Raw genomic sequence first — 24,152 nt, 5'->3', positions numbered from 1 at the left:
CTGATTGACAGCCAAGAATGAACCATCAAATCTCGACCGGTGCGGTTTCGGCCCAGCCTTCGGGCACGTCGACGATTCGGACATGAAAGATCGTAGACTCGCCGACAGCTCGGGATTAGGTCAGAGCTATGGACAAATTGCGGATCGTCGGCGGGCGCAGGCTTGAGGGCGCGGTGACGATCTCCGGCGCCAAGAACGCGGCCTTGCCGCAAATAGCGGCGGCGTTGCTTAGCCCTTATCCGCTGCAGCTAACCAACCTGCCTGAGGTGACGGATGTCGACAACATGCTTGGCGTCGTCGGGCTTCATGGGGCCGAGGTCACCAGATCGGCGCATGCCGCCACAATCGATACCAGTGCTGCCGTCTCCAGGGAGACAAGCTACGATACAGTCAGGCGCATGCGCGCGACGGTGCTGGTTCTCGGTCCACTGCTTGCCCGCTTCGGCCATGCCCGGGTCTCGCTGCCTGGCGGCTGCGCGATCGGCGCACGGCCGGTCGACATGCATGTCGCCGCACTTGCCGCACTTGGCGCCGATATCGCGATCGAAAACGGACTGATCGTCGCGTCGGCGCCGGGCGGACTGAAAGGCGCGCGCATCGTTTTGAGCTCGCCGTCGGTCGGCGCGACCGAAACGGCGATGATGGCGGCGACGACTGCAAAAGCAGAAACCGAGATCCTCAACGCGGCGCGCGAGCCGGAGGTGGCCGATCTTGCCGCCTGCCTGAACGCCATGGGCGCGCGGATCGAGGGCGCTGGCACGCACCGCATCCTGATCGCGGGCAGCACAGACTGGCGCGCCGCCACGCACGACATCATCCCGGACCGGATAGAGGCCGGCACCTATGCCGTCGCAGCGGCTATTACCGGCGGCCAGCTCGAGCTGACTCATGCCCGGCTCGAGCACATGGCATCTGTCGTCCAGCTGCTCGAAGCAGCCGGTATGAAAATATGGCCGGGCGACCGCGGGCTGATCGTATCGAGAGACGGGTCGCTCAAGGCGGTCGACGTGACGACGGAGCCTTATCCGGGCTTTCCGACCGATCTCCAGGCGCAGTTCATGGCGTTGATGTGCTGTGCCGAGGGCGCTTCGCTGTTGCGCGAGACGATCTTCGAGAACCGCTTCATGCATGTGCCCGAACTGATGCGGCTCGGCGCCAACATCAAGCTGCAAGGCACCATGGCGCTGGTGCGCGGAGGCGAGAAGCTGAAGGGCGCGCAAGTGATGGCGACCGACCTGCGCGCCTCAGTCTCGCTGGTACTGGCGGCGCTGGTGTCGGAGGGCGAGACGACGATCAACCGCGTCTATCATCTCGACCGCGGATACGAGCAATTGGACCGCAAGCTTCGGCTGTGTGGCGCCCAGATCGAACGAATAAGGCAATGAGTGCCGGTGGGGCGTCTCCGCATTATTTCCTGGGCGTCGATGGCGGCGGAACCGGCTGCCGGGCGCGTATCGAAGACGAGGCGGGAACCGTGCTCGGGCAAGGCCTGTCGGGCCCGGCGACAACGCGGCTCGGTATAGAGGCGGCCTGGGCCTCGATTGCCAAAGCCTTTGGCGCGGCGATCGAAGAGGCAGGGTTCGCGGCGGCGGAAATCGCCAGAATCCGCGCCGGTGTCGGTGTTGCCGGTATCGGCCGTAAGGGTGCGCTCGAGGCGTTTCGTGGCATCGAACATCCCTTTGCGACCATCGACTTCGTCAGCGACGGCATCGCGGCTTGCCTTGGCGCGCATTCGGGTCAAGACGGCGCCATCGTCATAGCCGGGACCGGGTCGATCGGGCTCGGCTTTGTCGAAGGGCGCGACCTGCGCGTCGGCGGCTACGGTTTTCCGATTTCCGACGAGGGCAGCGGCGCCGATCTCGGACTAAAGGCAGTGCAGCTTGCCTTGCGAGCCCATGACGGCCGGCATGAGCGGACGGCGCTGCTGGCCGAGGTGATGCAGCGCTTCAGGGACGATCCGTTCGAGGCCGTGGCCTGGATGGACCGCGCCAGCGCGACGGACTATGCCGCCATGGCGCCGATGGTGATCCGCCATGCCGACCAGGGCGATCCGGCCGGTCGGCGGATCGTGCAGGGCGCTGCCGAGCAGATCGACACGTTCGTGCGGGTGCTGTTCGAAAAAGGCGCGCCGCGGATTACGCTGCTCGGAGGTTTGTCCAGCCCGCTTGAGCCATGGCTCGCTCCCGACGTCCGCCGACGGCTGAAGCCGGCCGACGGCGACGCGGTTTCGGGAGCCATAATCCTGGCCAGAAAATCGCTCTGCCGCCAGTGATGCCTTGCTCGGCAAGGAATATAATATTCCTGCTTTCCGTTGACAGAGAGAATATCGAATTCTAAAAAGTTAACGAAACAGAACCGGCGCAGCCGGTATCCGAGCCGACGGCCAGGTGCAGGCACTGGACGCCGCTTGCCGCGGGCATCACAGTCCTGCTCGCAGTCGCACTTGAAAGTAAGCGAAGTGGTCGAACAAGGGTTGATGTCGGAGCTGGAGCGGCTGGTTTCCGAGGACCGGAACCCGAAGACGATGGACATCGATCTGTTGCCGACCCTCGAGGTGCTGCGCAAGATCAATGACGAGGACAAAGGCGTTGCGGCAGCCGTCGAGAAGGTCATCCCCGACATTGCGGCGGTCGTGGACCGGATTGTGAGCGCGTTCCAGAACGGTGCACGCCTTGTCTATATGGGCGCCGGCACCAGCGGCCGGCTCGGCGTCCTCGACGCCTCGGAATGTCCGCCGACCTTCGGCGTACCCGAAGACATGGTGGTGGGCCTGATCGCCGGTGGTGTCGACGCACTGGTGCACTCTGCGGAAGGCGCTGAGGACGATCCGAAACAGGGAATAAAGGCGCTGCAGGACATCAAGCTGACCGCCGACGACGTGGTGGTCGGCATCGCTGTCAGCGGACGCACACCCTATGTCATCGGCGGCTTGACCTATGCCAAGGAGGTGGGAGCCACCACCGTGGCGCTGTCCTGCAATCCTCGATCAACCATCGCCGGCATTGCCGATATTGCCATCTCTCCGGTGGTTGGCCCGGAGGTCCTCACCGGCTCGACCCGGTTGAAATCGGGAACGGCGCAAAAGCTGGTGCTCAACATGCTGTCTACCGCCAGTATGATCCGTATCGGCAAGAGCTATCAGAATCTGATGGTTGACCTCAATCCAAGCAACAAGAAGCTTGTCGCCAGGGCGGTCAGGATCGTGATGCAGACGACCGGCTGCGCGGCACAGCAGGCACGACAGGCGCTCGACCAGACCGGCAATGATGTAAAACTGGCAATCCTGGTGACGATCACCGGCATGGGTGTCGAAGAAGCACGTAAGGCGCTTGCCAACGCGGGAGGTTTCCTGCGCAAGGCGATAGGCGAAAAGACCGTGTAAGACCGCATGGATGCTGGGCCGATGTTCCGGGGCGTGTGTCCCTTTGAAGCGGTCCGGGGAACTGCAAGGCATCTGGTTTAACAATAATGGGAGACGACAATGGTACGGCACATTGGCAAGAAACTGCTTTCCGGCATGACGCTCGCGGCAATGGTTGGCCTCGCCGCGCTACCGGTGCAGGCGAGTGCGGCGACGCTGCATATGGCGTGGTCGCAGGACGCCACCGGTCTTGATCCCCACAAGCAGACGGCATTCTCCTCACTGCGGCTGCTGGAGCTGATCTACGAACCGCTGGTGCGGCTCGACGCAAACCTGCAAATCACGCCCGCGATTGCCGATTCATGGCAGTTCTCGCCGGACGGCAAGGAGCTGAGCTTCAAGCTCAATCCGAAAGCAAAATTCCAGAACGGCGCCGCCGTGACCTCGGCCGACGTCAAGGCATCGTTCGAGCGCATACTCGACGAGAAGACGGGCGCTGCGGCGCGCGCCAACTTTCTCTCGATCGCCAGCATCGACACGCCCGATCCAGCCACCGTCGTGTTCCACCTCTCGCAGCCGGATGTGCCGATCCTGACGGCGATGAGCGACGTCAATGCGGCGATCGTCCCGGCAAGCGAAATCACGGCCGGCTCGATTGGCACGACGACGATCGGCTCAGGTCCGTTCAAGCTCGAGAAATGGGATCCGAATTCCAAGGAAGTGCTTGTGGCCAACAAGGATTGGGCGGGCGGCACGATCGGTGTCGACGGCATCGAGATCAGCGTGTTGCCGGACGAGACGGCGATCCTGGCAGCGATGCGCACCAAGCAGATCGATTTTGCCCTGCTCAACGATCCGCTTGTCGCCACGCTGGTGCCCAAGGAAGCCAGCCTGCAGTTGAACCGCGTGCCGGTACTTGCCTATCACGTGCTGCAGCTCAATCCTTCCCGCAAGCCGATGACCGAACTCAAGGTGCGTCAGGCGATCTCCTGCGCCATCGACCGGCAGGAAGTGCTGGACACCGCCTCGCTCGGCGAAGGCAAGGTCACCGGCCCGCTGACCATCCCGGCGCTGGCGACCGATCCAAGCAAGTTGTTCTGCTATAAGCGCGACATTGTGAAGGCCAAGCAGTTGATGACTGAGGCCGGCTATGCCGACGGCTTTTCGGCGACCGTGATCGGCGCCACCGGCGAGCCGCCGACGGCAGCGGCGGAAGCCCAGGTCATCCAGTCGCAACTCGCAGAAATCGGCGTCAAGCTCGACATCAAGATGATGGAGCTCAACGTCTACGTCGATGCCTGGCTAAAGGGTGATTTCGACATGGCCGTCGCGCTGAACGGCGGCAGGGCCGATCCCTACACTATGTACAACCGCTACTGGACCAAGACGGGCAATCTGCAGAAGGTCGCGAACTATATCGACGACACGCTGGACAGCCTTATGCAGAAGGGCCGCACCGAGACCGACCCGGCAGCGCGCAAAGCGATCTTCGCCGACTTCGAGAAGCACATCACTGAGATGTCGCCCTGGATCTGGCTCTACACGTCCTACAGCTACACGGCACAGCAGAAGAATATCGCAGGATTCGAACCGGTGCCGACAGGTTCGCTGTTCAGCCTCGCCAAGGTGACGATCCAGTAGCTCTTTGATGCCGGACGAGAGGATGTTCTTCGCGTGAACTATCTGATGCGGCGACTGGCGACCTTCCCTCTCGTCCTGCTTGGCGTGTCCATCGTGGTGTTCCTGGCGATCCGGATGGTTCCGGGCGATTCGATCACGGCAATGCTGGGGACCGAAGCCGGCCTGCTGACGCCGCAGCAGCGCGATGCGCTTGCAGCTTATTTCGGCATCGACCAGCCCTGGTTCATCCAGTACTGGCGCTGGCTGCTTGGTCTTTTCCAAGGTAATCTCGGCATTTCGTCCACCTATGGCAGGCCGGTGCTCGACGTCATCCTCGAGCGTTTCCCCCTAACATTGGAGCTCGCCCTGCTGTCGATGGTCATCGCCCTGGTTGTCGGCATGCCGGCCGGGATTTTTGCCGCCACCCATAATGAAAAGCTGTCCGACCTCGGCGTGCGCGTTGTCGCAATGATCGGGCAGTCGACGCCGAACTTCGTCCTTGCCCTGCTGATCATCTACACGCTGTCGGCGGGGTTTGGCGTTTTGCCGGCGATGGGCGAGTTTTCGCCGCTGTGGCAGGATCCGCTGCGCAATCTCGGCCAGCTGTTGCTGCCTGCGGTCACGCTTGGATTTGCCTTCGCGGCTTCGGTGACCCGCATATCGCGTTCGGCGATGCTCGATGTGCTCAGCGACGACTATGTCAGGACGGCGCGCAGCAAGGGCGTTTCGGCGCGCGACGTCATCTGGCGGCATGCTTTGCCCAACGCGCTCATCCCGGTCGTGACGCTGAGCGGCATAGAGTTCGGCTATCTCCTGGGCGGGGCAGTCATCGTCGAGCAGATCTTTGCGCTGCCCGGTCTCGGCCGCATGGTTCTGGATGCCATCCTGCAGCGCGACTATGCGCTGGTGCAGGGAAGCGTGCTGTTCATCGCCTTCAACTTCATGATCGTCAATCTCCTAGTCGACCTCGCCTATGTCGCGCTCGACCCGCGTATTCGGCTAAGCGAGCACTGATGGCGACATTGCGGGCTATACTTGCGCACACCAGCGGCCGCATCGGCGGTGCCATCGTTGCGCTTTATCTGCTGCTTGCCGTACTTGGCATGCTGGGGCTGACGCCGGACAATCCGCTGACGCAGCACCGGGTCGAGCGGCTGCATGCGCCTGACAGCATGTACTGGATGGGCACGGATCTGTTCGGCCGCGATGTCGCAAGCCGGCTGATGACCGGGATCGGCCAGTCCTTCATCGTGGCCTTCTTTTCGGTCGCCTTCGCGACACTGGCCGGCACGGTGCTCGGGCTGGCGGCAGCCTGGTTCGGGCGCCGCTGGGACGGCCTGGTAATGCGGATCATGGACGTTCTGCTGGCGTTCCCGGCGATCCTGCTGGCGCTGCTGATCGTCGCGGTTGCGGGACCGGGAACCTCCACCAGCGTCATTGCCATCGCCATCGTCTACACGCCGATCTTCACGCGCGTCGTGCGAGGTCCGGCTCTGTCGCTCAAGGCGCGCGAGTTCGTCGACGCGGCTCGCACGTTCGGCAGCAGTGCGGGCTATATCGTAACACGGCATCTGCTGCTCAATCTGGTGGCGCCACTGACGGTTCAGGTGACGCTGGCGCTGGCCTGGGCACTGCTGACCGAAGCCGGCTTAAGCTTCCTCGGGCTCGGCACGCAGCCGCCCGCCGCGTCGCTCGGCCTGATGCTGAGCGACAGCCGCAATCTGATGGAGACAGCGCCTTGGCTGATGATCTTCCCGGGCGTGGCAATCATGATCAGCATCCTCGGTTTCAACCTGCTCGGCGATGCGTTGCGCGATGTCCTCGACCCGATGATGCGGAGATCGATCGCATGATCCCGCTGCTGTCCGTCAGCGGATTGCGCGTCGGCTTCGGCCGCAACCCGAAAGCCAATGAGGTCGTGCGCGGCGTCAGCTTCGATCTCGCCGACGGCGAAACGCTGGCCATCGTCGGCGAAAGCGGCTCGGGCAAATCGGTTACGGCGCTGTCGATCAATCGCCTCGTCGATTATGGCGGCGGCCGCATCACCGCGGGCTCGATCAAGCTGAGGCGGGCCGACTACAGCATCTTCGACCTGACCGCCGCGACCGAGCCGCAACTGACGAAGATCCGCGGCGGCGAAATAGGCATGATCTTCCAGGAGCCGATGACCTCGCTCAATCCGGTGCTGACCATCGGCAGGCAGATCGAGGAATCGTTTCGCCTGCATCGCGGCCTGACCGGCCGGCAAGCGACGGCGGCGGCCAAGGACGCGCTCGACCGCGTGCGTATTCCCGACGCTGCACGGCGGCTGAAATACACGCCCAACCAGCTTTCGGGCGGCATGCTGCAGCGGGTGATGATCGCCATGGCGCTCGCGTGCAACCCGCGCCTGCTCATTGCCGACGAGCCAACGACGGCGCTGGATGTTACGGTGCAGGCGCAGATCATGGCGCTGCTCGCCGAGTTGAAGCAGGAAACCGGGATGTCGATGATCTTCATCACCCACGACATCGGTCTGGTTGCGGGCATCGCCGACAAGATCATGGTGATGCAAAGCGGAGAAGCTGTCGAGCAGGGCGCGCTGAACCAGATATTGGACGATCCGCGGCATCCCTATACGCGGCATCTGCTGCATGCGGTGCCGCATTTCACCGACGGCAGTGCGACACGCAGGGACGCGCAACGCGAAAAGCAAAAAGCTGCCGAGCCGGCGCTGAAGGTCGATGGCCTCGTGGTGCGATTTCCGGTCAAGGGTGGTTTTCTCAGCCGTACCAGCGGTGCCGTCCATGCCGTTGACGGTGTGGATTTCGAGCTGATGCCGGGCGAGACATTGGCGGTCGTCGGCGAGAGCGGTTCCGGAAAGTCCACCACCGCCCGCGCGATTCTGGGGCTGGTGCGCTCGACGCGCGGCACAATCTCGGCCAGCGCGCGTAAGGCCGCCGCCGGGCAGAGCGCCCTTCCCGTGCAGATGGTGTTCCAGAATCCCTATGGCTCGCTCAATCCCAGACTCACCGTGGAAAACATTCTCGCGGAGCCGGTGATCGCTACCGGCGGACGGATAACTGCTGAAGCGCGGGCGAAAATGGCCGCGCTGTTGAAACGCGTCGGCCTTCCGGAAAACAGCCTGCAGCGCTATCCGCACGAATTCTCCGGCGGCCAGCGGCAACGCCTGTGCATCGCTCGCGCGCTGATGCTCAATCCTTCGGTTGTCGTCCTCGACGAAGCGGTTTCGGCGCTCGATGTGTCGGTGCAGGCCAGGGTGCTGGAGCTTTTGATCGAGCTGCAGCGTGAATTCGGGCTGGCCTATCTGTTCATCTCGCATGACATGGCTGTCGTCGAGCGGATCGCCCATCGCATCGCGGTCATCTATGCCGGCCAGATCGTCGAGATCGGCGATGCCAGATCGGTGCTCTCGGAGCCGAAGCACTCCTATACCAAACAGCTTATCGCGGCCGTTCCCTCCATAGATCGGCGGCATGAACGTTTCGAGCTGGATACGCGCCAGGTCCCCTCGCTCGTGCGTCCGCTGGGATTTGAGCCAGGCCCGGCCAATTGGCAGCAATTCGGGCCGGATCATAGAGCACGGGTGGAAGTGTGATGATTGTCGCCCAAAGATATGAAAGGCCAGAGGGACAGCACCCCCCTCTGTCCTGCCGGACATCTCCCCGGCAAGGGGGGAGATTGGATGTCGCGTCGGCTTTCGCCAATTTTCAACGCGGAAGGAAATGGGCGCGGGGGGCGAAACTGCCAATCTCCCCCCTTGCGGGGGAGATGTCCGGCAGGACAGAGGGGGGTGGGAAGGATCACTGCCTCTCAGACGGAGGCTGGCGTTGACCGACCTCGCCCAGCTTTTCAACCGCGCGTTCGCGCCGCTCGAAGCGGCGGTGACGGAGGGCCGTATTCCAGGCGGCGTGTTGGGTCTCGTCGAGCGCGGCGGCACACGGATGGTGCGGGCGACAGGCCTCGCCCAGCGCGTGCCTGATATCAGGCCGATGCATATCGAAACATGGTTCGATCTGGCGTCGCTGACCAAAGTCATCTTCACCACGCCGCGAATCCTGGCGCTGGCGGAACAAGGGGTCATCGATCTCGACGCACCGCTGATCTCGGTGCTGCCCGACCTGCGCCAATATGACGAAAAAGCATGGGAACGGAAGGTGACGTTTCGCCAGTGTCTCGGTCATCAGACGCCGTTTCCCGCCGTTGCGCCGATCTACACCTATGGGCGTGACCCCGAGCTGCTGCGCGCCTTCATCCTGCAGCGCGAATGGCAGGCTGGGGAGCCGGTCTATTCCGATATCAACTTCATCCTGCTCGGCTTTGTTCTGGAGCGCCTGTCCGGCAAGACCATTCGCGACATGGATCCCGGCCCGGGCTTCGCGTTCTCCGCCGAACCGGATCGAGCGGCGGCGACCGAAGACTGCACATGGCGCCATCGCGTGCTGTCAGGCGAGGTCCACGACGACAATTGCTCGGCATTGCAAGGGGCCGCTCACGCCGGGCTGTTCGGAACGGCAGCTTCGGTCCTCGACTTTGCGCGAGGGCTGCTCGACGGGACCGGCGCGTCGCAGCGTTCGATAGCGCTGATGCGCACGCCCTTGTCGGCAACCCGCACCCATGGCTGGGAGCGACCCTACGAAGGCTGGTCCGGCGGCGCGCTGTGCAGCCCCGAAACCATCGGGCATACCGGCTTCACCGGCACCGGGCTGTGGATCGACTTCGACGAAGGCAGAGCATGGACCTTGCTCACCAATCGGATTCATCCGACACGTCATTTCAACAGCGGGATCGCAGCGCTTCGCCAAGTGGTCGGCGATCTCGTCAATGGAGCCTGACAGTCATGAATCCGAAAAATGCCGAACCAATGTGGGCCGTCGGACTGATGACCGGCACCGTGCTGGACGGCAATATCGACGTCGCGCTGATCAAGACCGACGGCGAGCGGATCGCTGATTTCGGCACCTACACGCTGGCCCCCTACCCGCAGTCGATCCGGACCTTGCTGGAAGAGACGCTTGGCCAGGCAAGGAGCTGGAATTTCACCGGGCCGGAACCGGCAATCTTCCACGAGGCGGAGGAGGCGCTGACGCGCGCCCAGTCCGCGGCGGTCAAGGATCTTGTCGAAAGCCACGGCCTGACCATGGCCGACATCGGCGTCGTCGGCTTCCACGGCCAGACCGTGCTGCATCGTGCCCCGCAAGCCGGCCGGCTCGGCCAGACCCGCCAGCTTGGCGATGGCGAACTGATGCATGCCATCCTGGGCACTAAAGTCGCCTATGACTTCCGCTCGGCCGACATGCGCGCCGGCGGCCAGGGCGGGCCGCTGTCGGCCGCCTATCACGCCGCGCTGCTGCGCGAAGCCGACGCCAGCGGCGACACGGCGGTGCTCAATCTCGGCGGTGTCGCCAACATCACCTGGTGGGACGGCAAGGACAATGTCGTCGCCTTCGACACCGGGCCGGCCAATGCACCGCTGAACGATTTCATCAAGTCGAAGGGGCTCGGCGAAATGGACCGCGACGGCGCCTTTGCGCGCGCCGGCACGGTCGACGAGGCACGGCTGGCCAAGCTCCTGCAGCATCCCTACTTGACCAAGCCCTATCCGAAATCGCTGGATCGGTTCGATTTCGGCGCCTCGATGGCGGACGGGATGAATGCCGAGGATGGCGCAGCCCTGCTGACGGCCTTCACCGCGGCCGCCGTCGGCAAGGCGCTCGATCTTCTACCACACCGGCCGAAGCGGCTGGTGGTCAGCGGCGGCGGTCGACACAACCCGACGATGATGGCCATGCTTGCCAGCCGCGCCGGTGTCGACGCCGTGCCGGCCGAGGCGATGGGCTGGAAGGGCGATGCGGTGGAGGCGGAGTGCTTTGCCTTCCTGGCAGTGCGCGTGCTCAGAGGCTTGCCGATCAGCTTCCCCAGTACTACCGGTGTGCCCCAGCCGATGCGCGGCGGACGCCTTGCCGGCTAATCAAGCCGCCAATCTCTTCTGCAGGAAGATACGGCTGCGGCCCATGGGAAAATCGGCAAGCACGCCGAAGGACTGATAGCCCTGGCGCTCATAGGCCTTGGCAGCCTTGGGATTGAACGTGTCGATCCAGGCGCCGTGGCAGCCGCGCGCCATTGCCTCCCTCTCGGCCGCTTCGAGCATCCGGCCGGCCATGCGCTGGCCGCGCAGCCGTTCATCCACCCAGAGCCATTGCACATAGAGCCAGCCCCAGGCGGTATATCCCGAGATGCCGGCGACAATAGCACCGCGCTCATCGCGTACGAACACGGCCAATGCCTTCCTGCCGGAGGCACCGACATCACTGTCGTTGAACGCCGCAAGCCGCTCCCCGAGAAAAGCGAGTTCCTGCGGCAGGGGATTGGCGGTTGTCTCAAGCGTTGTATTGTCCATCCATCAAGCATCTATCGAAGGACCGGACCGAGACGCAAGCCTGGCTGCGCTATAGCTTCGGCGAACGCCACGCCGCCGCCGCAGCAGCGATCAGCATCAGCAAGGCTGCAACCAGCGCCGATGCCGCAAAACCGAATGTGGAATAAAGCGGTCCGAACGCCGTGGTGCCGACGAACACCGCGAGATAGGTGACCGCGCTGTTCAGACCCATGATCGTGCCGCGGCGCGCAGGATCGAGCGCCGAGAGGCGCATCACCAGGACGTTCAATCCGAAATGATTGGCAAGGCCCCAGACGGCTATCATCGCTATGGTCAAATGGAAACTACCGCTCGCCGCGGCAATCGCGACATAGACGACCGCGACGAGCAGGTAGGCAAACGGCATGACACGCCGCGCACCCAGGCGATCGATAACGCCGTCAAGAAGTGCCGCCGCACCAAAGCCGGCGCCATAGGCGAGCGCGGCAAGCCCATTGGCACTGACCGGCCGTCCCAAGCCATTGTGAAGGTGATCGCCAAGATAGCCGTAGACGCCGTAGAACGCGGTCATGAAGGCGGCGCAGGCAACCAGAAGCGGCACGATGCCGGGAACGCTCAAGGCGCCCAGCGGGGTCGGCGCCGGACCGCTCTTCCTGACATCGCTCAGCGACGTCAGCGACAGGCTGGCCAAGGCGAGTGTTGCAAGCACCGCGACCGCCGCGAAAACGGCGCGCCAATGCACCAGATCGGCAAGTACGGCCGACAGCGAAACCCCGGCGACCATGCTCAGTGTCCAGCCGGTCAGCACGACCCCTATAGTGCCGCTTTCACGACCGGGCGGTGCAATCGCGGCGGAGCTGGCGTAGATTGCCGGCATGGCGACACCTGCAGCGATGCCGGCGAGAAGCTGGGCCGCGACCAGCGCCGTCACTGTCGGCGCAGCGGCGCTGGCGACGAGCGCTATCGCCAGCAGCAGCAACGCTCCTTGCAGCATGCGGCGGGCACCAAGCCGGTCGATATAGCGCGCCAGGAACAAGGCGCTCGCCGACGTACCGAGTCCGAACGCGGCGGACGCGATCATAACCGCCGGCACACTTGTGCCGAACGACGTGGCCACGGCCGGTGCGATCGGACCGAGCACCAGCGAGTTCGAGCCGATCACGGCAATGCACCCGGTCAGCAGGTAAGCGAGTGCCGGGATTGGCGGCTTGGGGGCAGCTGCGAATGTGGCGACTTGATCAGTGTTCGACATATGGCAATAATGGCCGTATTAAATTCTGCATCAATCGGGAATTTTAATATGAATGAAGAAACAGATGGCATTCCGCAGAACAGGCCTGCCGCCCGCGATATCGATGTAACCGACCGAAAGATATTAGGCGTTCTGGTCGACGATGCCACGATCAGCTATGCCGAGCTCGGCGACCGCGTCGGCCTTTCACCGCCGGCAGCCCATGAACGCGTCAAGCGCCTCCGGCGCAGCGGCGCCATCCGCAACACCGCGGTCATCATCGATCCCAAGGCGGTGCGCAAGCCGCTGCTTGCCTTCGTCCATATCGACACGAAGGGGTGGGGAAAGACGCCGGAGCTGATGGCAATTTCCGAACACCCCGAAGTCGAGGAGATCCACTCGGTGGCCGGCGACACATGCATGCTGATCAAGGTCCGCACCGAGGACACGCGGGCACTCGAAGGGCTGCTGTCGCGCCTGTACGAAACACCCGGCGTTACCTCGACGCGAAGCTACGTCGTGCTCTCGACCTATCTCGAGCGGCCGGTGCAGCCGGGGATTACGACGGAGTGGCCGACGCCCCGACACATGGCCAAGCCGCTCTATTAACTCAAACGATCCTCACGCGTATCCAAAGTCGAACCGGGAACGTCTTAGGCACTGCATCCTGTGGATCGGGCCGGTTTCGTTTTCGCCGGTTCCTTGGGTCCGACCGATGTCTGTTGCGCAACCGGAGACACGCGATGAGAAAATTGATCGTGGGCAGCTTCATCTCGCTGGACGGCGTCATCGAGGCACCAATGGAATGGGCCTCGCCCTTCTTCGACGAGGAGATGAAGGAGCACTCCTATGAAAAGGCCGGCGAGGCGGATTTTTTCCTGCTCGGCCGCGTCACCTATGAAATGTTTTCGGCGCGTTGGCCGCAGGTCAAAGGCAGCAAGTACATGGACCGCATGAACGGGCTGAAGAAGCTCGTCGCGTCGCGCAGCCTCAAGGAAGTAAGCTGGAACGCGTCGCTGATCGAAGGCGACGTCGCTGCCGAAATCGCTGGTATCAAGCAGCAAAGCGGCGGCAACATATTGAAGTATGGAGTGAGCAATCTCGACCAGACGCTGCTCGCCAACAGGCTTGTCGACGAGTATCAACTCTCGATCGTGCCGACCCGCGTTGGCCAAGGCAAACGCGCTTTCCAGGATGTCGACCCGTCGCTGGTCAAGCTGGAGCTTATAGATACGCACCGTTTCAAGAACGGCGTCATTACGCTGACCTATGTCCCGCAATGATCGTGTACCATGAAGATGCAGCCTAGACTTGACCCGACAGGGCTTTTCGACGTCCGCTATGCCGGCTTCCTGGGAACAGTCGCGCATTTGCGTGGACGGCTGCACCGCTACTGCGCACGCATGACCGGTTCGGCGCTCGACGCCGAAGACGTGATGCAAGAGGCGCTGTTCGAGGCGTATCGGAAGATCGAGAAGCTGGACGATGCGAGCGCCCTTCGCCCCTGGCTGTTTCGCATCGCGCATAATCGCTGCATCGATTTCCTGCGAAGCCGGCAGGTGCGCCAGCAGGCTGAGGCCAATTTCGCCGAGGACGAGATCATCCTGCCGGTCGAGCCGGCGGGCCAGGGCGCCGATCGCGCGATCGAACGGCTGGTGATCCACCTGCCCCCCAAGGAACGCGCCTGTGTCCTGCTCAAGGATGTATTCGACTATTCGCTAGAAGAGATTGCCGATCTCGTCGGCTCGACGGTGGGTGGCGTCAAGGCCGCGTTGAACCGTGGCCGCTCGAAATTGGCCGCCTTGTCGGGCGAGCCAATCGTCCGTTCGGAGCGCCAAAGCGATCCGGAACTTCTGGAATTGCTCAGGCGCTATGTCGAATTGTTCAACCGCCGCGACTGGGACGGCGTACGGGCGCTGACCAGCGCCGACGCACAATTGCGGGTCGCGGATTGCTTCAAGGGCAGGCTGTCGGAATCACCTTACTTCGTCGAATACGAAAGAGCCTCGACGGCCTGGAAAATAGCGATTGGCGAGATTGATGGCGAGGCGGTGCTGCTCGTGCTCCACCATGGCGAAGCCGGTTGGAAGCCGGCCCATCCCGTTCGGATCGAAGCCGCCGGCGGGATCATAAATCGCATCACCGATTATTATGCCTGCCCCTGGATCATGCCGACGGCTGGTTCGGTGGTCGTTTCCGGGCGGCCTAACTGTCCGGCATCGACCTCAATGAAATGGGATCGATGCCGGACAAGACATAGGCGGCCTACTGAAGCTTCGCCTGCAAGGCGTTGACGTCATCCGTCGTCATTTCGCCGTCGGTCGTCACCTTGCCGTCGACGATCTTCCAGAGCCGGAACGGGCCGGTGATGTCGCCATACTTATCGAAGGCGACCGGACCGATGACGCCTTCGTAGCGGATCGGCTTGCCCTCCTTGATCAGGCTGAGCGCCTTGGCGAACTCGTCCTTGCCGGCATAGATCGGCGTACCGGCCGGGTCGACCGCCTTGTACATCGCATCCTTGATTTTGGCCGGATCCTCAGAGCCGGCAATGGCGATTGCCAAGCCGACAATGGCGCCGGCATCATAGGACCGGTCGGCTGCGGGATTGGAGGGTTCGATGCCCGAAAATTCCTTGTAGTTCTTGGTGAAATACTCGGTCGATGCGGTCGGGCTGGTGCCCGAGGACGTGCCGTAGGCGTCCTTCAAATAGTCGGCGCCGACGGATTCGATGAAGTCCGGGCTGTTCATGCCGTCATTGAGCAGGAATTTCTGGACACCGCCCTGCGAAATCCAGGTGCGGGCGATGGTTGCGCCGTCGACAGGTGTGCTGACGAGATAAAGCCCATCGGGCTCGCCGGCCATCGCCGCGGTAACTTCCGAGGCATAGCTCGATTGCTTTTCATTGTAGGGCGTGTCGGAGACGATGGTGCCGCCGAGCGCCTTATAGGCGCGCGAAAATTCCGCCACCATGTTGACGCCGAAGTCGTTGTTGACGTGGACGACCGACAGCTTCTTGAAACCCTTGTCGATGGCGTATTTGGCGGCGGCGACGCCTTGCAGTGCGTCCGAGGTGATGGTGCGGAAGAAAATGCCGTTGGTCTTGCCGTCGCGCCCAAGCGCCGTCAGCGTCGGCGACGAGGAAGCAGGCGACACCTGGATGATCTTGGCCGGAGCGGTGACCGAGGTCAGGATCGGAATCGACACCGAGGAGATGATGCCGCCGATGATCACCGGCACCTTCTTGACCTGCACGAGCTGCGTCGCGGCATCGACGGCGATGTTGCCCTGGCTCTGGCTGTCGCGGGTGTCGGTCGCTAGATCGCAGCCGCGCACGCCGCCCGCCTCGTTGATATCGCGGAAGGCCATTTCGACCGATTTGGCGCCTGCCTGGCCGTACTCGCCGGCCGGGCCTGTCAGTTCCATGACAAGGCCGACGGTGATCTTGCAATCGGCGGCTTGCGCTGCACCGGCCGCTGTCAGCAGAGCGAGCGCGGTGGTGATCTGAAGTATGGTCTTTTTCATTGTTGTTCCCCTTTCGTTACACGACTCTCATTGATGTCTTGAGCCCTGTTCAGCCTTCAGGCATCTGCAGCCAGGTTTCATGCAGATGTCGCCATTCGACGCCGTTGGGCGCCGATGAACTGGTGGTGAAAACGGCACTCGAGCGACGGCGGCTGTGCTTGCCGGCGCGCTGCTGTGCTTCGATGTAACAGACGAGGATCGTGTCGCCTTGTTGCCAGCCGGCCCGGATATCCTCGATCGAGATACTGAAATCGCCCTCAGAGGTGGCGCGGCTTGCCCTGACATGGTCGAGCACCGCGTCACGATCGAGGACCTTGCCATCCGGCGCAACCATGCAGAAGCCTTCGCCCATGACGTGCTCGAAGCGCCTGAAATCTGCATTGTCCGCACTCGCCGCATTGAACCAGTCGACGAAGAAGCGGTGGAGATCGACCACCTCGGCGCTGGCGCGGGAAAGCAAGGAGGGCTTTTCGTCCATGGCCGCGTTCATTTCCTGCCTGCATTCAAATTGTAATGCATGATCGAGCCGTGGCGGCCGTGACGGTCGCGTTCCAATGTGTAGACGTCGCCCAGCGGCCCACGGCTTTGCGCGATCACGGCAGCGATCCTCGCCCGGTCGTCGACATCGAGCGCGATGTCCATGATTCTGGCATTGGCAAGGGCGTGCGCCTGGTTGCGGGCGCCGACGATGACGGCCGCCACTTGCGGCTGCTCCAGCACCCAGGCGCTGGCGATGGTGGCGATATCGACGCCGTGGCGGTCGGCGACGGCCTTCAGTGTGCGAAGCAACTCTTGGAAAAGCTCCCAACCGCCGAAGTCGTCGATGATCAGCTTGTATTTCACCAGCGACCGGTTTTCGAGCGGCGTCTGCGGCTCGGTAACGCCAAGCCATTTTTCGCTGAGGAAGCCGCCCGCCACCGAACCGTAGCAGAGGAAACTGACGCCATGCCGGCTGGCGAGTGCTGCAAGGCTGTTGGCCGGCCGCTGGTCGAGCACGGAGTATTGCAATTGCTGGCTGACCAGCGGCACACCTGCGGCCAGGATCTCGGCCAGCCGCGGCGTGTCGAAGTTCGTGGTGCCAATGTTGCGCACCTTGCCTTTCCTGCGGATTTCGTCGAGCCAGCCCATCGCATCGACATAGCGGGGCACCGAATAGTCCCACCAATGGAACTGCACAAGATCGAGCCGCTCAGTCTTCAACCGCCGCAGCGACTGGTCGACGATGCTGCTGATGTAGTCGCGGCTGATCGTGGAAAGCCGCTCGAGGTCAGGCACCAGCTTGGTGTGCACCTTCATCTTGGCGGCAGCGTCGAGGCCACGCTCATTGGCAAGGCGCAGGCGCGCCGCGCCGATCAGCTCTTCGACACCGGTATAGATATCGGCGCAATCATAGGTCCTGATGCCGGCGTCGAAGGTGACGATCAGGTCGGTCACCGCCTGTTGGCAGTCGATCGCGCCGTGCCCGCCGGCAAGCTGCCAGCCGCCGCGAATGACGCGCGAGATCGTGTAGCCGGGGCTGAGCTCGAATGCCTTGGCGGTCATCTCCGGTCATTCTCCTTGGGCAGCGGCACCGCCGTGGTCTCTGAATGGCTGAACCGCCGCTTGCCGGTCCTGATGATCCGCAGCCGGCTGGCGCAATTGGGATCGGGACAGGCGATCTCGGCGTCCGATGTCATCCAGTCGTTCCTGTGGGTCGGGCGCTGCTTTGCTGCTAGAAGCGGCAACACGGCCGCGATGGAATAGATCGAGAAACCTTGCCCCGCCGGCATCGACAGCATCTCGCCCTTCAACTCGAAATGGTCGCCGGGCTTGGCGCCGCAATAGATCGGCTTACCCTTGGGGATGACCGCCTCGACGCGAAGGTCGAAGAGTTCGAAACTGTCGTCGGTCTCAGCCATTCAGATCTCCACCCGGGTGAAGGTGATGTCGCAGGCGCCGTTGCGGCGGATCACGCCACAAGCGGCTGCGAATTTATCGCGCTCCTCAGGCAGCACCTGCGCGACGACGCTTCCGGCAAGCCAGCCGATCGGGAACAGCAGGCGTGCACCCTGTCCATAAAACAAGCCGATGTCGAAGATGGCATTCGGGTTGCCACCCCACATACGCGGCGGCACGTAGCACAACACGATGTCGCCTGGCTGCGGCGTCAGCGTTGCATTCTCCGCTGGCAAGGGCCGGGCATAGGTTTGGCCCTCAAGTTCGGCTGATGGAACCGGGCAGGAGATTTCCGGCCCCGTCCACATCGCATGGATGCCGGCAACGATTCGCGGCCGGTCGAGATAGGCCAGCAGGAAGGCGGCGTTGTCAGGCGCCTTTTCAGGCAACAGCAGCGCGGTCACGGAAAGCTGTGAGCGCGGCTCGGTGATGCTGATGCCAGGCGCCGTCATGCCCTCAATCCTTCCTTGCTTGTGGACTGAAGTTTGTCGCGCAGGAAGGCGAAAGGCCGGCTTATGTCGGCCACCAGCGCCTCGCGCGCCGCTTGCGCATCCTGCCTGGAAAGCGCTGCGACGATGCTGCGGTGGTAGTGGGCGGTATCGACCTCTCCGGCATCCGAAAAGGCGTAGATGGCGACGCGGATACAAGGTCCGGATTGGAGCCACAGGCTCTCGATCATCGGGATCAGCACGGCGGAACCGCAGCAGCGGTAGATCTCGAAGTGGAAGCTCTGGTTGAGCGTCGCCTCGCGATCGATATCCTTCTTGTGCTTCAGCGCCCGCATCTCGTCCCATTCGCCGAGCATGGCCTCGACCGAAGCAATCTGGCGCGCGTTCATGCGCGTCGCGGCCAAGGCGATCGCTTCACCCTCGATCAGAGAGCGGGCCCGCAAGAGGTCGTCGATGCGCTCCAGCGTGATCGGCGGCACGCGCACCGAGCGGTTGGGAAGCGCCTCCAGCGCCTTCTCGGTGATCAGCCTTCCGAGCGCCTCGCGCACCGGCATGGTGCTGGTGACCAGCGCGTCGGCGAGGCCGCGGATGGTCAGAACCTGGCTCGGCTCGAAAAGGCCGCCGATCAAGGCGCGGCGCAGCTCCGAATAGACGCGATCCTGCACGGTCTCGCGCCCGACCGGCGTAAGCTGGGCGGCGATCACCTCATTGTTCTTTCGATGGCGGCCTTCTGCATGGGCAGTCCCGGTCTCTGGCCCGTTTTCGGCTTGCGCAAGAAATTAAAGCCGAATAGCGTGATCAAAGCAAGTGTGATCACAAATCAAATCATAGGCGACGAAGATCGCTTTCGGCCAGAGGGATTGATGAGCGACACGACGGAACGGCAGGAGGAGATCCGCACGCCGGTCCTCACGGCCAGGAACGTCCTCAGACGCTTCGGCGGCCTGGTCGCGGTCAACAATGTCTCGTTCGACGTCCGGCCGGGCGAAATACTTGGCCTCATTGGCCCGAACGGCGCCGGCAAGACCACGATGTTCGACTTGCTCGCCGGCAGCATTCTACCGACTAGCGGCGAAATCCTCCTCAACGGCGTATCGGTGTCGGGGGAAGCAGCCCATCGCCGCATCGGTCGCGGCCTTGGCCGCACGTTCCAGATCCCCCGGCCCTTGCCTAACCTGACGCTGATCGAAAACGTCATGCTGGCCGCGCAGGGGCAGGCCGGAGAAAAACTGCTCGCCAACTTCCTGACACCCCGGCGGGTCGCTGCCGAAGAAAGGGCTGCCGAGACGAGAGCTATCGAGCTGCTCGAGCTCGTCACGATCGCTCACCTCGCGCACGAACCTGCGCGCGTGCTTTCAGGCGGCCAGCGCAAGCTGCTCGAGCTGGCCCGCGTGATGATGGCCGATCCGGCGATCATCCTGCTCGACGAGCCGGCGGCCGGGGTCAACGCGACATTGCTCGAAGTCATCATCGACCGCATCCGCGACATCAATGCGCGCGGCATCACTTTTCTGCTGATCGAACACAATATCGACATGGTGACGCGGCTTTGCCATCGCGTGCTGGTCATGGCGAGCGGTCAGCTTCTGTGCGAAGGCACCCCGGACGAAGTGGCGCGCGACCCACGCGTCATCGAGGCCTATCTCGGGGGCGCGGCATGAGCCAAAGGGTACTCGACGTCCGCGATCTCGAAGCCGGCTACGAGCCTGGCGTTCCGATCGTGCGCGGCGCTTCGATCACCGTCGACCAGGGCGAGATCGTCGTCGTTCTCGGTCCCAACGGCGCCGGCAAGTCGAGCCTTATCAAGGCAATCGCCGGCCTTGTCCCGATCACCGGCGGCACGGTGCTGCTGGACGGCAAGGATATCACGGCGTCGCCCGCCCACACCATGGTCCGCCTTGGCCTTGCCTTCGTGCCACAAACAGAGAACATCTTCCCGCTGATGTCGGTCGAGGACAATCTAAGGGTCGCCTGCGGCATCCTGAGGCCGCGCGAGACGCCAGCCCGCATCGGGGAAATGTATGCGGCCTTCCCCGATCTCGCCCGTCAGCGCAAGACCGCCGCCGGCAACCTGTCGGGTGGACAGCGGCAAATGCTGGCCGTCGCGCGGGCGTTGATCATCCATCCCAAGGTGCTGGTGCTTGACGAGCCGTCGGCCGGTCTGTCGCCGAAATTCGTGTCGATGGTGTTCGAGATGCTGGCCGGCATCCGCGAATCCGGCGTCACCATCCTGCTGGTCGAGCAGAACGCCAAGGCAGCGCTTGCCATCGGCGACCGCGCCTATGTGCTGGTTGAGGGCAAGGAGCGGCACCAGGGTGTCGCCGCCGAGCTCTGGAACGATCCAGTCGTCGCTGAACTCTATCTTGGCCAGCGCCGCCTCGACCTTGGACAAGGGAGTGCGGCATGAGCCTGCAATTTGTCGTAGACGGACTGCTGGCAGGTTCCATGATCGGCCTCGGCGCAATCGGCGTAACTCTCACCTATTCGATCCTGCGGTTCTCGAACTTCGCCCATGGCGACTTCATGGCCTGGGGCGCCTATGCGACGCTCGCCGTCGTCGGGGCCATCGGCGCGATGTTCGGCAAGATCGCGCCGATCGCTCCCCTCTCCTTCGGTTGGCCGCTGGTCGTCGCGCTCATCATCGGCATGGCGGCCACCGGCATGCTGGCGCTGGCGCTCGACATGGTGTTGTTCGCGCGGCTGCGCGCCAAGGGCCAGGCGATCATCGTGGTGATGGCGAGCTTCGGCGCCTCGATGGCGCTGAGAAGCCTGCTCGAATTCATCTTCACCTCGCGTCCGACCTATTTTAGCCGGGCCATCCAGATCGCGATGCCGATAGGCTTCGGCATCCGCATCACCCCCGACCAGATCGCGCTGCTGCTGCTGACCGCCGTCCTGGTGCTCGGTGTGCATCTTCTGATGACGCGGACCCAGACCGGCCGCTCGATGCAGGCGTTGAGCCAGAACGCGGCACTTGCCCGCATCGTCGGCATCGACGTCGCCAAGGTGGTGCGCGTCACCTGGATCATCGGCGGCGCGCTGGCCTGCGTCGCCGGCGTCATGATCGGCATTCTCATCCAGATCCGCCCGTTCATGGGTTTCGAGATGCTGCTGCCGATGTTCGCGGCCGCCATCCTCGGCGGCATCGGCAGTGTGCCCGGCGCCGTCCTCGGCGGTTTGATCATCGGCATGGCCGAAGCGGGTGCCGTGCAATTGATCGGCGCCGAATGGCGGGCAGCCGTTTCCTTCGTCATCCTGATGGCGGTGCTGTTCGTGCGGCCCATCGGCCTTTTCGGAGTGAGGGAACGCTGATGGATCTGCTCGGCTACGGCGCTTTCTTCCTGACCACCGCGCTGATCTTTTCGCTCGTCACGCTCGGGCTCAATTTGCAGTGGGGGCTGACCGGGCTTTTCAATGTCGGGGTCGCCGGCTTCGTTGCCATCGGCGCCTACACCTCGGCACTGCTGACCACGCCCGACGATGCCGCGCGGCTCGGCGGCTTCGATCTGCCGATCCTTGTCGGCTGGCTCGGCGCCATGCTGGTGGGCGGTGTCGCCGCCGCCATCACCGGCATCGCCACGCTGCGCCTGAGATCGGACTATCTGGCGATCACTACTTTCGGCGTCGCCGTCGTCGTGCAACTGGTAGCGCTCAATGCCCAGAAGCTGACCGGCGGCCCGTTCGGCATCGGCTTCATTCCGCGTCCGTTCGGCGGTCTCGCCGAAACGCCGTTGCTGTTCAACCTTTCGAACCTTGCGATCGTCTCGGTGGTGACGCTGATCGTCTATCTCGCGCTGGAGCATCTGTCGCGCAGCCCGTGGGGGCGCGTGTTGAAGGCGCTTCGCGAGGACGAGCGGGCGGCGATATCCCTAGGTAAAAGCGCACGTTTCTACCGTGTCCAGGCCTTTGCCGTGGGCGGTGCCATCATGGCACTTGCCGGCGCGTTGCAGGCGCATTTCACCGGCTTCATCGCTCCGGACAATTATTTGCCGGCGCTGACTTTCCAGGTCTGGGTGATGCTGATCGTTGGCGGCTCGGGCAGCAACATCGGCGCCGTCATCGGCAGCATCCTGGTCTGGGCGATATGGGCCGGATCGGGAGCCTTGACGAGTGTGTTGTTCTCGCCCGAACAACAGGCCCGCGCCGCCTCGCTGCAGATCGTGGCGATCGGCGTGATGCTGTGCGTCATCCTGCTGGTCAGGCCGAACGGCCTGTTCGGCGACAGGCCGCGGCGTGTGAGGTTTGGCAAGAGCACGAAAGTGACACCGGACGAGAGCGCTGCAAGGTCATGAGCAGCGTTGCCATGCCACGCGGCCTGTCGCTATGGCACGCGGTCGGCCGCAACCGCCGCGACCGGCCCGCTCTCGAAGGTGCACTCGATGTCGATCTGGCGATTGTCGGCGGCGGATTTTCTGGCCTTTCAACCGCGCTGCACACCGCCGAGAAAGGCGTCGCGGTCGCCGTCCTCGAGGCAGAAATCATCGCCTGGGGCGCGACCGGCAGGAACGCCGGCTTCGTCGTGCCGAATTTCGCGAAAAGAGACCCCGACGATATCATTGCCCAGCTCGGGCCCGAACGCGGCGAACGCCTTATCGGGTTCGCCACCGGCAGCGCCGACCTCGTCTTCAACCTGATCAAGCGGCACGGCATAGAATGCGATGCAGTTCAGAGCGGCTGGATACAACCCGCCCATTCGCCGGCCGCTTTGGAAAAAACTAGATCGCGCGCCGAACAATGGGCGCGACGCGGAAGGCCGGCTGTCGCGCTGGATAGACAGGCGGTCGAGGAACTGACCGGCGTTCGCGGCTATCTCGGCGGCTGGATGGACAGGTCGGGCGGTGTCCTCAATCCGGTCGAATATGCGCGCGGGCTCGCCGACGCGGCGGAAAGGGCCGGAGCGCTCATCTTCGAGCATACGCGTGTCGCGTCGATCGATCACGTAGGCGATGGTTGGGCTTTGAAGACGGCCTCCGGTTCGGTCCGCGCCGAAAAAGTGCTGGTCGCCACCAACGCCTATGGCGGCGCGCTGGATTGCGCGCTGCAGCGAACCTATTTCCCGCTGAAAATCTTCCAGATCGCGACGGCGCCGCTGCCGCGCGAAATACGCACCCGCTTGCTTCCGGGCGGGCAAGGCGTCGGCGACACCAGGCGCAATCTTTTCACCTTCCGCTTCGATAGCGAAAACCGGCTGATCACCGGCGGCATGCATGTTTTTGGCCCCGGTGCCGACACGCGGGTGCCGCGGGCGATCTGGAGACGGCTCGCCAAGCACCTCGATCTCCCGGACATCCCGCCGCTTGAATATAGCTGGTCGGGGATGGCTGCCGTCGAGCCCGACTTCCTGCCGCACCTCGTCGATCTCGGCCCCGGCCTGATCGCGGGCTTTGCCTGTAACGGGCGCGGCATCGCCATGACGACTGCCATGGGCAAGGTGCTTGCCGACTGGGCTGATGGAACAAAGCCTCAGGATTTGCTGCTGCCGTTTGCGCCGCCGTCGCCGATCCCGTTCCACAGCCTGATGCGGCATGCACCAAACATGGTGCTCCCCTGGAGCATGCTGCGCGACCGGCTGGATGGCTGATCGACGTGCGTGTCTGTCCGCCGTCCTGATACCCGAACTGCTAGACTCACTCACATCATGTTGTTAACGAC

25 protein-coding genes are annotated in these 24,152 nt (G+C 63.4%); 17 read left to right on the top strand and 8 right to left on the bottom strand.

All coding sequences use genetic code 11. From position 1 onward, the window contains the following. The first annotated feature begins 128 nt into the window (after positions 1–128). The 9 genes from murA to NKJ46_RS00525 all read left to right on the top strand — a co-directional run bounded on the left by murA (position 129) and on the right by NKJ46_RS00525 (position 10,952). On the top strand, positions 129–1,385 hold the full coding sequence (gene murA / locus NKJ46_RS00565; protein ID WP_352660556.1) for a UDP-N-acetylglucosamine 1-carboxyvinyltransferase: 1,257 nt from the start codon (positions 129–131) through the stop codon (positions 1,383–1,385). Beyond that, positions 1,382–2,272: a glucosamine kinase nucleotide-binding domain-containing protein gene (locus NKJ46_RS00560; RefSeq protein ID WP_352660554.1), complete on the top strand. Its 891-nt coding sequence runs from the start codon at positions 1,382–1,384 to the stop codon at positions 2,270–2,272. Before murA ends, NKJ46_RS00560 begins: the two co-directional genes overlap by 4 nt. Positions 2,273–2,458: 186 nt before the next feature. Further along, entirely contained in the window at positions 2,459–3,382 is a 924-nt protein-coding gene (gene murQ / locus NKJ46_RS00555; RefSeq protein WP_352661298.1) for an N-acetylmuramic acid 6-phosphate etherase, read from the top strand. Positions 3,383–3,481: 99 nt separating this feature from the next. Next, the gene (locus tag NKJ46_RS00550; RefSeq protein WP_352660552.1) at positions 3,482–5,002 is read left to right on the top strand and encodes an ABC transporter substrate-binding protein; all 1,521 of its coding nucleotides are present in this window, start codon (positions 3,482–3,484) and stop codon (positions 5,000–5,002) included. A 33-nt stretch (positions 5,003–5,035) separates the two neighbouring features. Continuing rightward, complete coding sequence (locus NKJ46_RS00545) at positions 5,036–5,995, top strand: ABC transporter permease (RefSeq protein ID WP_352660550.1); 960 nt, start codon at positions 5,036–5,038, stop codon at positions 5,993–5,995. After that, a complete protein-coding gene (locus NKJ46_RS00540) occupies positions 5,995–6,834 on the top strand; it encodes an ABC transporter permease (protein WP_352660548.1) in 840 nt (279 codons plus the stop codon). The genes NKJ46_RS00545 and NKJ46_RS00540 overlap by 1 nt, the downstream gene beginning before the upstream one ends. Further along, the gene (locus NKJ46_RS00535; protein ID WP_352660546.1) at positions 6,831–8,579 is read left to right on the top strand and encodes an ABC transporter ATP-binding protein; all 1,749 of its coding nucleotides are present in this window, start codon (positions 6,831–6,833) and stop codon (positions 8,577–8,579) included. Before NKJ46_RS00540 ends, NKJ46_RS00535 begins: the two co-directional genes overlap by 4 nt. A 232-nt stretch (positions 8,580–8,811) precedes the next feature. Beyond that, the gene (locus NKJ46_RS00530) at positions 8,812–9,816 is read left to right on the top strand and encodes a serine hydrolase domain-containing protein (protein ID WP_352660544.1); all 1,005 of its coding nucleotides are present in this window, start codon (positions 8,812–8,814) and stop codon (positions 9,814–9,816) included. Positions 9,817–9,821: 5 nt separating this feature from the next. Continuing rightward, entirely contained in the window at positions 9,822–10,952 is a 1,131-nt protein-coding gene (locus NKJ46_RS00525; protein WP_352660541.1) for an anhydro-N-acetylmuramic acid kinase, read from the top strand. Here the strand turns inward: NKJ46_RS00525 and NKJ46_RS00520 are convergent, their stop codons facing one another. Together NKJ46_RS00520 and NKJ46_RS00515 are read right to left on the bottom strand one after the other, a co-directional pair. Beyond that, positions 10,953–11,381: a GNAT family N-acetyltransferase gene (locus NKJ46_RS00520; protein WP_352660538.1), complete on the bottom strand. Its 429-nt coding sequence runs from the start codon at positions 11,379–11,381 to the stop codon at positions 10,953–10,955. A 49-nt stretch (positions 11,382–11,430) separates the two neighbouring features. Next, positions 11,431–12,612, bottom strand: a complete 1,182-nt coding sequence (locus NKJ46_RS00515; protein WP_352660535.1) for an MFS transporter — start codon at positions 12,610–12,612, stop codon at positions 11,431–11,433. A gap of 48 nt (positions 12,613–12,660) precedes the next feature. Here NKJ46_RS00515 and NKJ46_RS00510 point away from each other — a divergent pair, with 48 nt between their 5' ends. The 3 genes from NKJ46_RS00510 to NKJ46_RS00500 all read left to right on the top strand — a co-directional run bounded on the left by NKJ46_RS00510 (position 12,661) and on the right by NKJ46_RS00500 (position 14,885). Continuing rightward, positions 12,661–13,200 carry an Lrp/AsnC family transcriptional regulator gene (locus tag NKJ46_RS00510; protein ID WP_352660532.1) on the top strand — a complete coding sequence of 180 codons (540 nt, stop codon included), beginning with the start codon at positions 12,661–12,663 and terminating at the stop codon, positions 13,198–13,200. A 134-nt stretch (positions 13,201–13,334) separates the two neighbouring features. Further along, positions 13,335–13,874: a dihydrofolate reductase family protein gene (locus tag NKJ46_RS00505; protein WP_352660529.1), complete on the top strand. Its 540-nt coding sequence runs from the start codon at positions 13,335–13,337 to the stop codon at positions 13,872–13,874. Positions 13,875–13,883: 9 nt separating this feature from the next. Further along, positions 13,884–14,885 (top strand): sigma-70 family RNA polymerase sigma factor, encoded by a 1,002-nt coding sequence (locus NKJ46_RS00500; protein ID WP_352660526.1) that lies wholly within the window; start codon positions 13,884–13,886, stop codon positions 14,883–14,885. Here the strand turns inward: NKJ46_RS00500 and NKJ46_RS00495 are convergent. Genes NKJ46_RS00495 through NKJ46_RS00470 form a run of 6 tightly spaced genes read right to left on the bottom strand, consistent with a single transcriptional unit; the run spans position 14,857 to position 19,204 of the window. Next, positions 14,857–16,116 carry an ABC transporter substrate-binding protein gene (locus NKJ46_RS00495; RefSeq protein WP_352660523.1) on the bottom strand — a complete coding sequence of 420 codons (1,260 nt, stop codon included), beginning with the start codon at positions 16,114–16,116 and terminating at the stop codon, positions 14,857–14,859. The two genes, NKJ46_RS00500 and NKJ46_RS00495, sit on opposite strands and share 29 nt — an antisense overlap. A gap of 49 nt (positions 16,117–16,165) precedes the next feature. Then, on the bottom strand, positions 16,166–16,594 hold the full coding sequence (locus tag NKJ46_RS00490) for a DUF4440 domain-containing protein (protein ID WP_352660520.1): 429 nt from the start codon (positions 16,592–16,594) through the stop codon (positions 16,166–16,168). A gap of 8 nt (positions 16,595–16,602) precedes the next feature. Further along, complete coding sequence (locus NKJ46_RS00485) at positions 16,603–17,658, bottom strand: aldo/keto reductase (RefSeq protein WP_352660517.1); 1,056 nt, start codon at positions 17,656–17,658, stop codon at positions 16,603–16,605. Further along, positions 17,655–18,014, bottom strand: coding sequence for a TIGR04076 family protein (locus NKJ46_RS00480; protein ID WP_352660514.1), 360 nt, complete (start codon positions 18,012–18,014; stop codon positions 17,655–17,657). The genes NKJ46_RS00485 and NKJ46_RS00480 overlap by 4 nt, the downstream gene beginning before the upstream one ends. Then, positions 18,015–18,503, bottom strand: a complete 489-nt coding sequence (locus tag NKJ46_RS00475) for a DUF3830 family protein (protein WP_352660511.1) — start codon at positions 18,501–18,503, stop codon at positions 18,015–18,017. It lies immediately after the preceding gene. Continuing rightward, entirely contained in the window at positions 18,500–19,204 is a 705-nt protein-coding gene (locus NKJ46_RS00470; protein WP_352660509.1) for a GntR family transcriptional regulator, read from the bottom strand. Before NKJ46_RS00470 ends, NKJ46_RS00475 begins: the two co-directional genes overlap by 4 nt. 159 nt (positions 19,205–19,363) lie before the next feature. Here NKJ46_RS00470 and NKJ46_RS00465 point away from each other — a divergent pair, with 159 nt between their 5' ends. From NKJ46_RS00465 to NKJ46_RS00445, 5 genes are read left to right on the top strand one after another with little or no spacing between them, the layout of a single operon-like run. Next, positions 19,364–20,161: an ABC transporter ATP-binding protein gene (locus NKJ46_RS00465; RefSeq protein ID WP_352660506.1), complete on the top strand. Its 798-nt coding sequence runs from the start codon at positions 19,364–19,366 to the stop codon at positions 20,159–20,161. Beyond that, positions 20,158–20,907 carry an ABC transporter ATP-binding protein gene (locus NKJ46_RS00460; RefSeq protein ID WP_352660503.1) on the top strand — a complete coding sequence of 250 codons (750 nt, stop codon included), beginning with the start codon at positions 20,158–20,160 and terminating at the stop codon, positions 20,905–20,907. The genes NKJ46_RS00465 and NKJ46_RS00460 overlap by 4 nt, the downstream gene beginning before the upstream one ends. Next, positions 20,904–21,812 (top strand): branched-chain amino acid ABC transporter permease, encoded by a 909-nt coding sequence (locus NKJ46_RS00455; protein WP_352660500.1) that lies wholly within the window; start codon positions 20,904–20,906, stop codon positions 21,810–21,812. The genes NKJ46_RS00460 and NKJ46_RS00455 overlap by 4 nt, the downstream gene beginning before the upstream one ends. Continuing rightward, complete coding sequence (locus NKJ46_RS00450; RefSeq protein WP_352661296.1) at positions 21,809–22,792, top strand: branched-chain amino acid ABC transporter permease; 984 nt, start codon at positions 21,809–21,811, stop codon at positions 22,790–22,792. Before NKJ46_RS00455 ends, NKJ46_RS00450 begins: the two co-directional genes overlap by 4 nt. Continuing rightward, entirely contained in the window at positions 22,789–24,081 is a 1,293-nt protein-coding gene (locus tag NKJ46_RS00445) for an NAD(P)/FAD-dependent oxidoreductase (RefSeq protein ID WP_352660497.1), read from the top strand. The genes NKJ46_RS00450 and NKJ46_RS00445 overlap by 4 nt, the downstream gene beginning before the upstream one ends. Positions 24,082–24,152 lie beyond the last annotated feature (71 nt).

The sequence above is a fragment of the Mesorhizobium sp. M0166 genome, from assembly GCF_040322255.1.
In the GTDB taxonomy this organism is placed as follows: domain Bacteria; phylum Pseudomonadota; class Alphaproteobacteria; order Rhizobiales; family Rhizobiaceae; genus Mesorhizobium.
This window is presented reverse-complemented; position numbering and strand designations above follow the sequence as displayed.

Bases quoted from the DNA above. Each gene is read 5' to 3' on its own strand.
- murA (WP_352660556.1), top strand. From the start codon at position 129: ATGGACAAATTGCGGATCGTCGGCGGGCGCAGGCTTGAGGGCGCGGTG.
- NKJ46_RS00560 (WP_352660554.1), top strand. From the start codon at position 1,382: ATGAGTGCCGGTGGGGCGTCTCCGCATTATTTCCTGGGCGTCGATGGC.
- NKJ46_RS00550 (WP_352660552.1), top strand. From the start codon at position 3,482: ATGGTACGGCACATTGGCAAGAAACTGCTTTCCGGCATGACGCTCGCG.
- NKJ46_RS00540 (WP_352660548.1), top strand. From the start codon at position 5,995: ATGGCGACATTGCGGGCTATACTTGCGCACACCAGCGGCCGCATCGGC.
- NKJ46_RS00535 (WP_352660546.1), top strand. From the start codon at position 6,831: ATGATCCCGCTGCTGTCCGTCAGCGGATTGCGCGTCGGCTTCGGCCGC.
- NKJ46_RS00525 (WP_352660541.1), top strand. From the start codon at position 9,822: ATGAATCCGAAAAATGCCGAACCAATGTGGGCCGTCGGACTGATGACC.
- NKJ46_RS00520 (WP_352660538.1), bottom strand. From the start codon at position 11,381: ATGGACAATACAACGCTTGAGACAACCGCCAATCCCCTGCCGCAGGAA.
- NKJ46_RS00515 (WP_352660535.1), bottom strand. From the start codon at position 12,612: ATGTCGAACACTGATCAAGTCGCCACATTCGCAGCTGCCCCCAAGCCG.
- NKJ46_RS00510 (WP_352660532.1), top strand. From the start codon at position 12,661: ATGAATGAAGAAACAGATGGCATTCCGCAGAACAGGCCTGCCGCCCGC.
- NKJ46_RS00505 (WP_352660529.1), top strand. From the start codon at position 13,335: ATGAGAAAATTGATCGTGGGCAGCTTCATCTCGCTGGACGGCGTCATC.
- NKJ46_RS00500 (WP_352660526.1), top strand. From the start codon at position 13,884: ATGAAGATGCAGCCTAGACTTGACCCGACAGGGCTTTTCGACGTCCGC.
- NKJ46_RS00495 (WP_352660523.1), bottom strand. From the start codon at position 16,116: ATGAAAAAGACCATACTTCAGATCACCACCGCGCTCGCTCTGCTGACA.
- NKJ46_RS00490 (WP_352660520.1), bottom strand. From the start codon at position 16,594: ATGGACGAAAAGCCCTCCTTGCTTTCCCGCGCCAGCGCCGAGGTGGTC.
- NKJ46_RS00485 (WP_352660517.1), bottom strand. From the start codon at position 17,658: ATGACCGCCAAGGCATTCGAGCTCAGCCCCGGCTACACGATCTCGCGC.
- NKJ46_RS00480 (WP_352660514.1), bottom strand. From the start codon at position 18,014: ATGGCTGAGACCGACGACAGTTTCGAACTCTTCGACCTTCGCGTCGAG.
- NKJ46_RS00475 (WP_352660511.1), bottom strand. From the start codon at position 18,503: ATGACGGCGCCTGGCATCAGCATCACCGAGCCGCGCTCACAGCTTTCC.
- NKJ46_RS00465 (WP_352660506.1), top strand. From the start codon at position 19,364: ATGAGCGACACGACGGAACGGCAGGAGGAGATCCGCACGCCGGTCCTC.
- NKJ46_RS00460 (WP_352660503.1), top strand. From the start codon at position 20,158: ATGAGCCAAAGGGTACTCGACGTCCGCGATCTCGAAGCCGGCTACGAG.
- NKJ46_RS00455 (WP_352660500.1), top strand. From the start codon at position 20,904: ATGAGCCTGCAATTTGTCGTAGACGGACTGCTGGCAGGTTCCATGATC.
- NKJ46_RS00445 (WP_352660497.1), top strand. From the start codon at position 22,789: ATGAGCAGCGTTGCCATGCCACGCGGCCTGTCGCTATGGCACGCGGTC.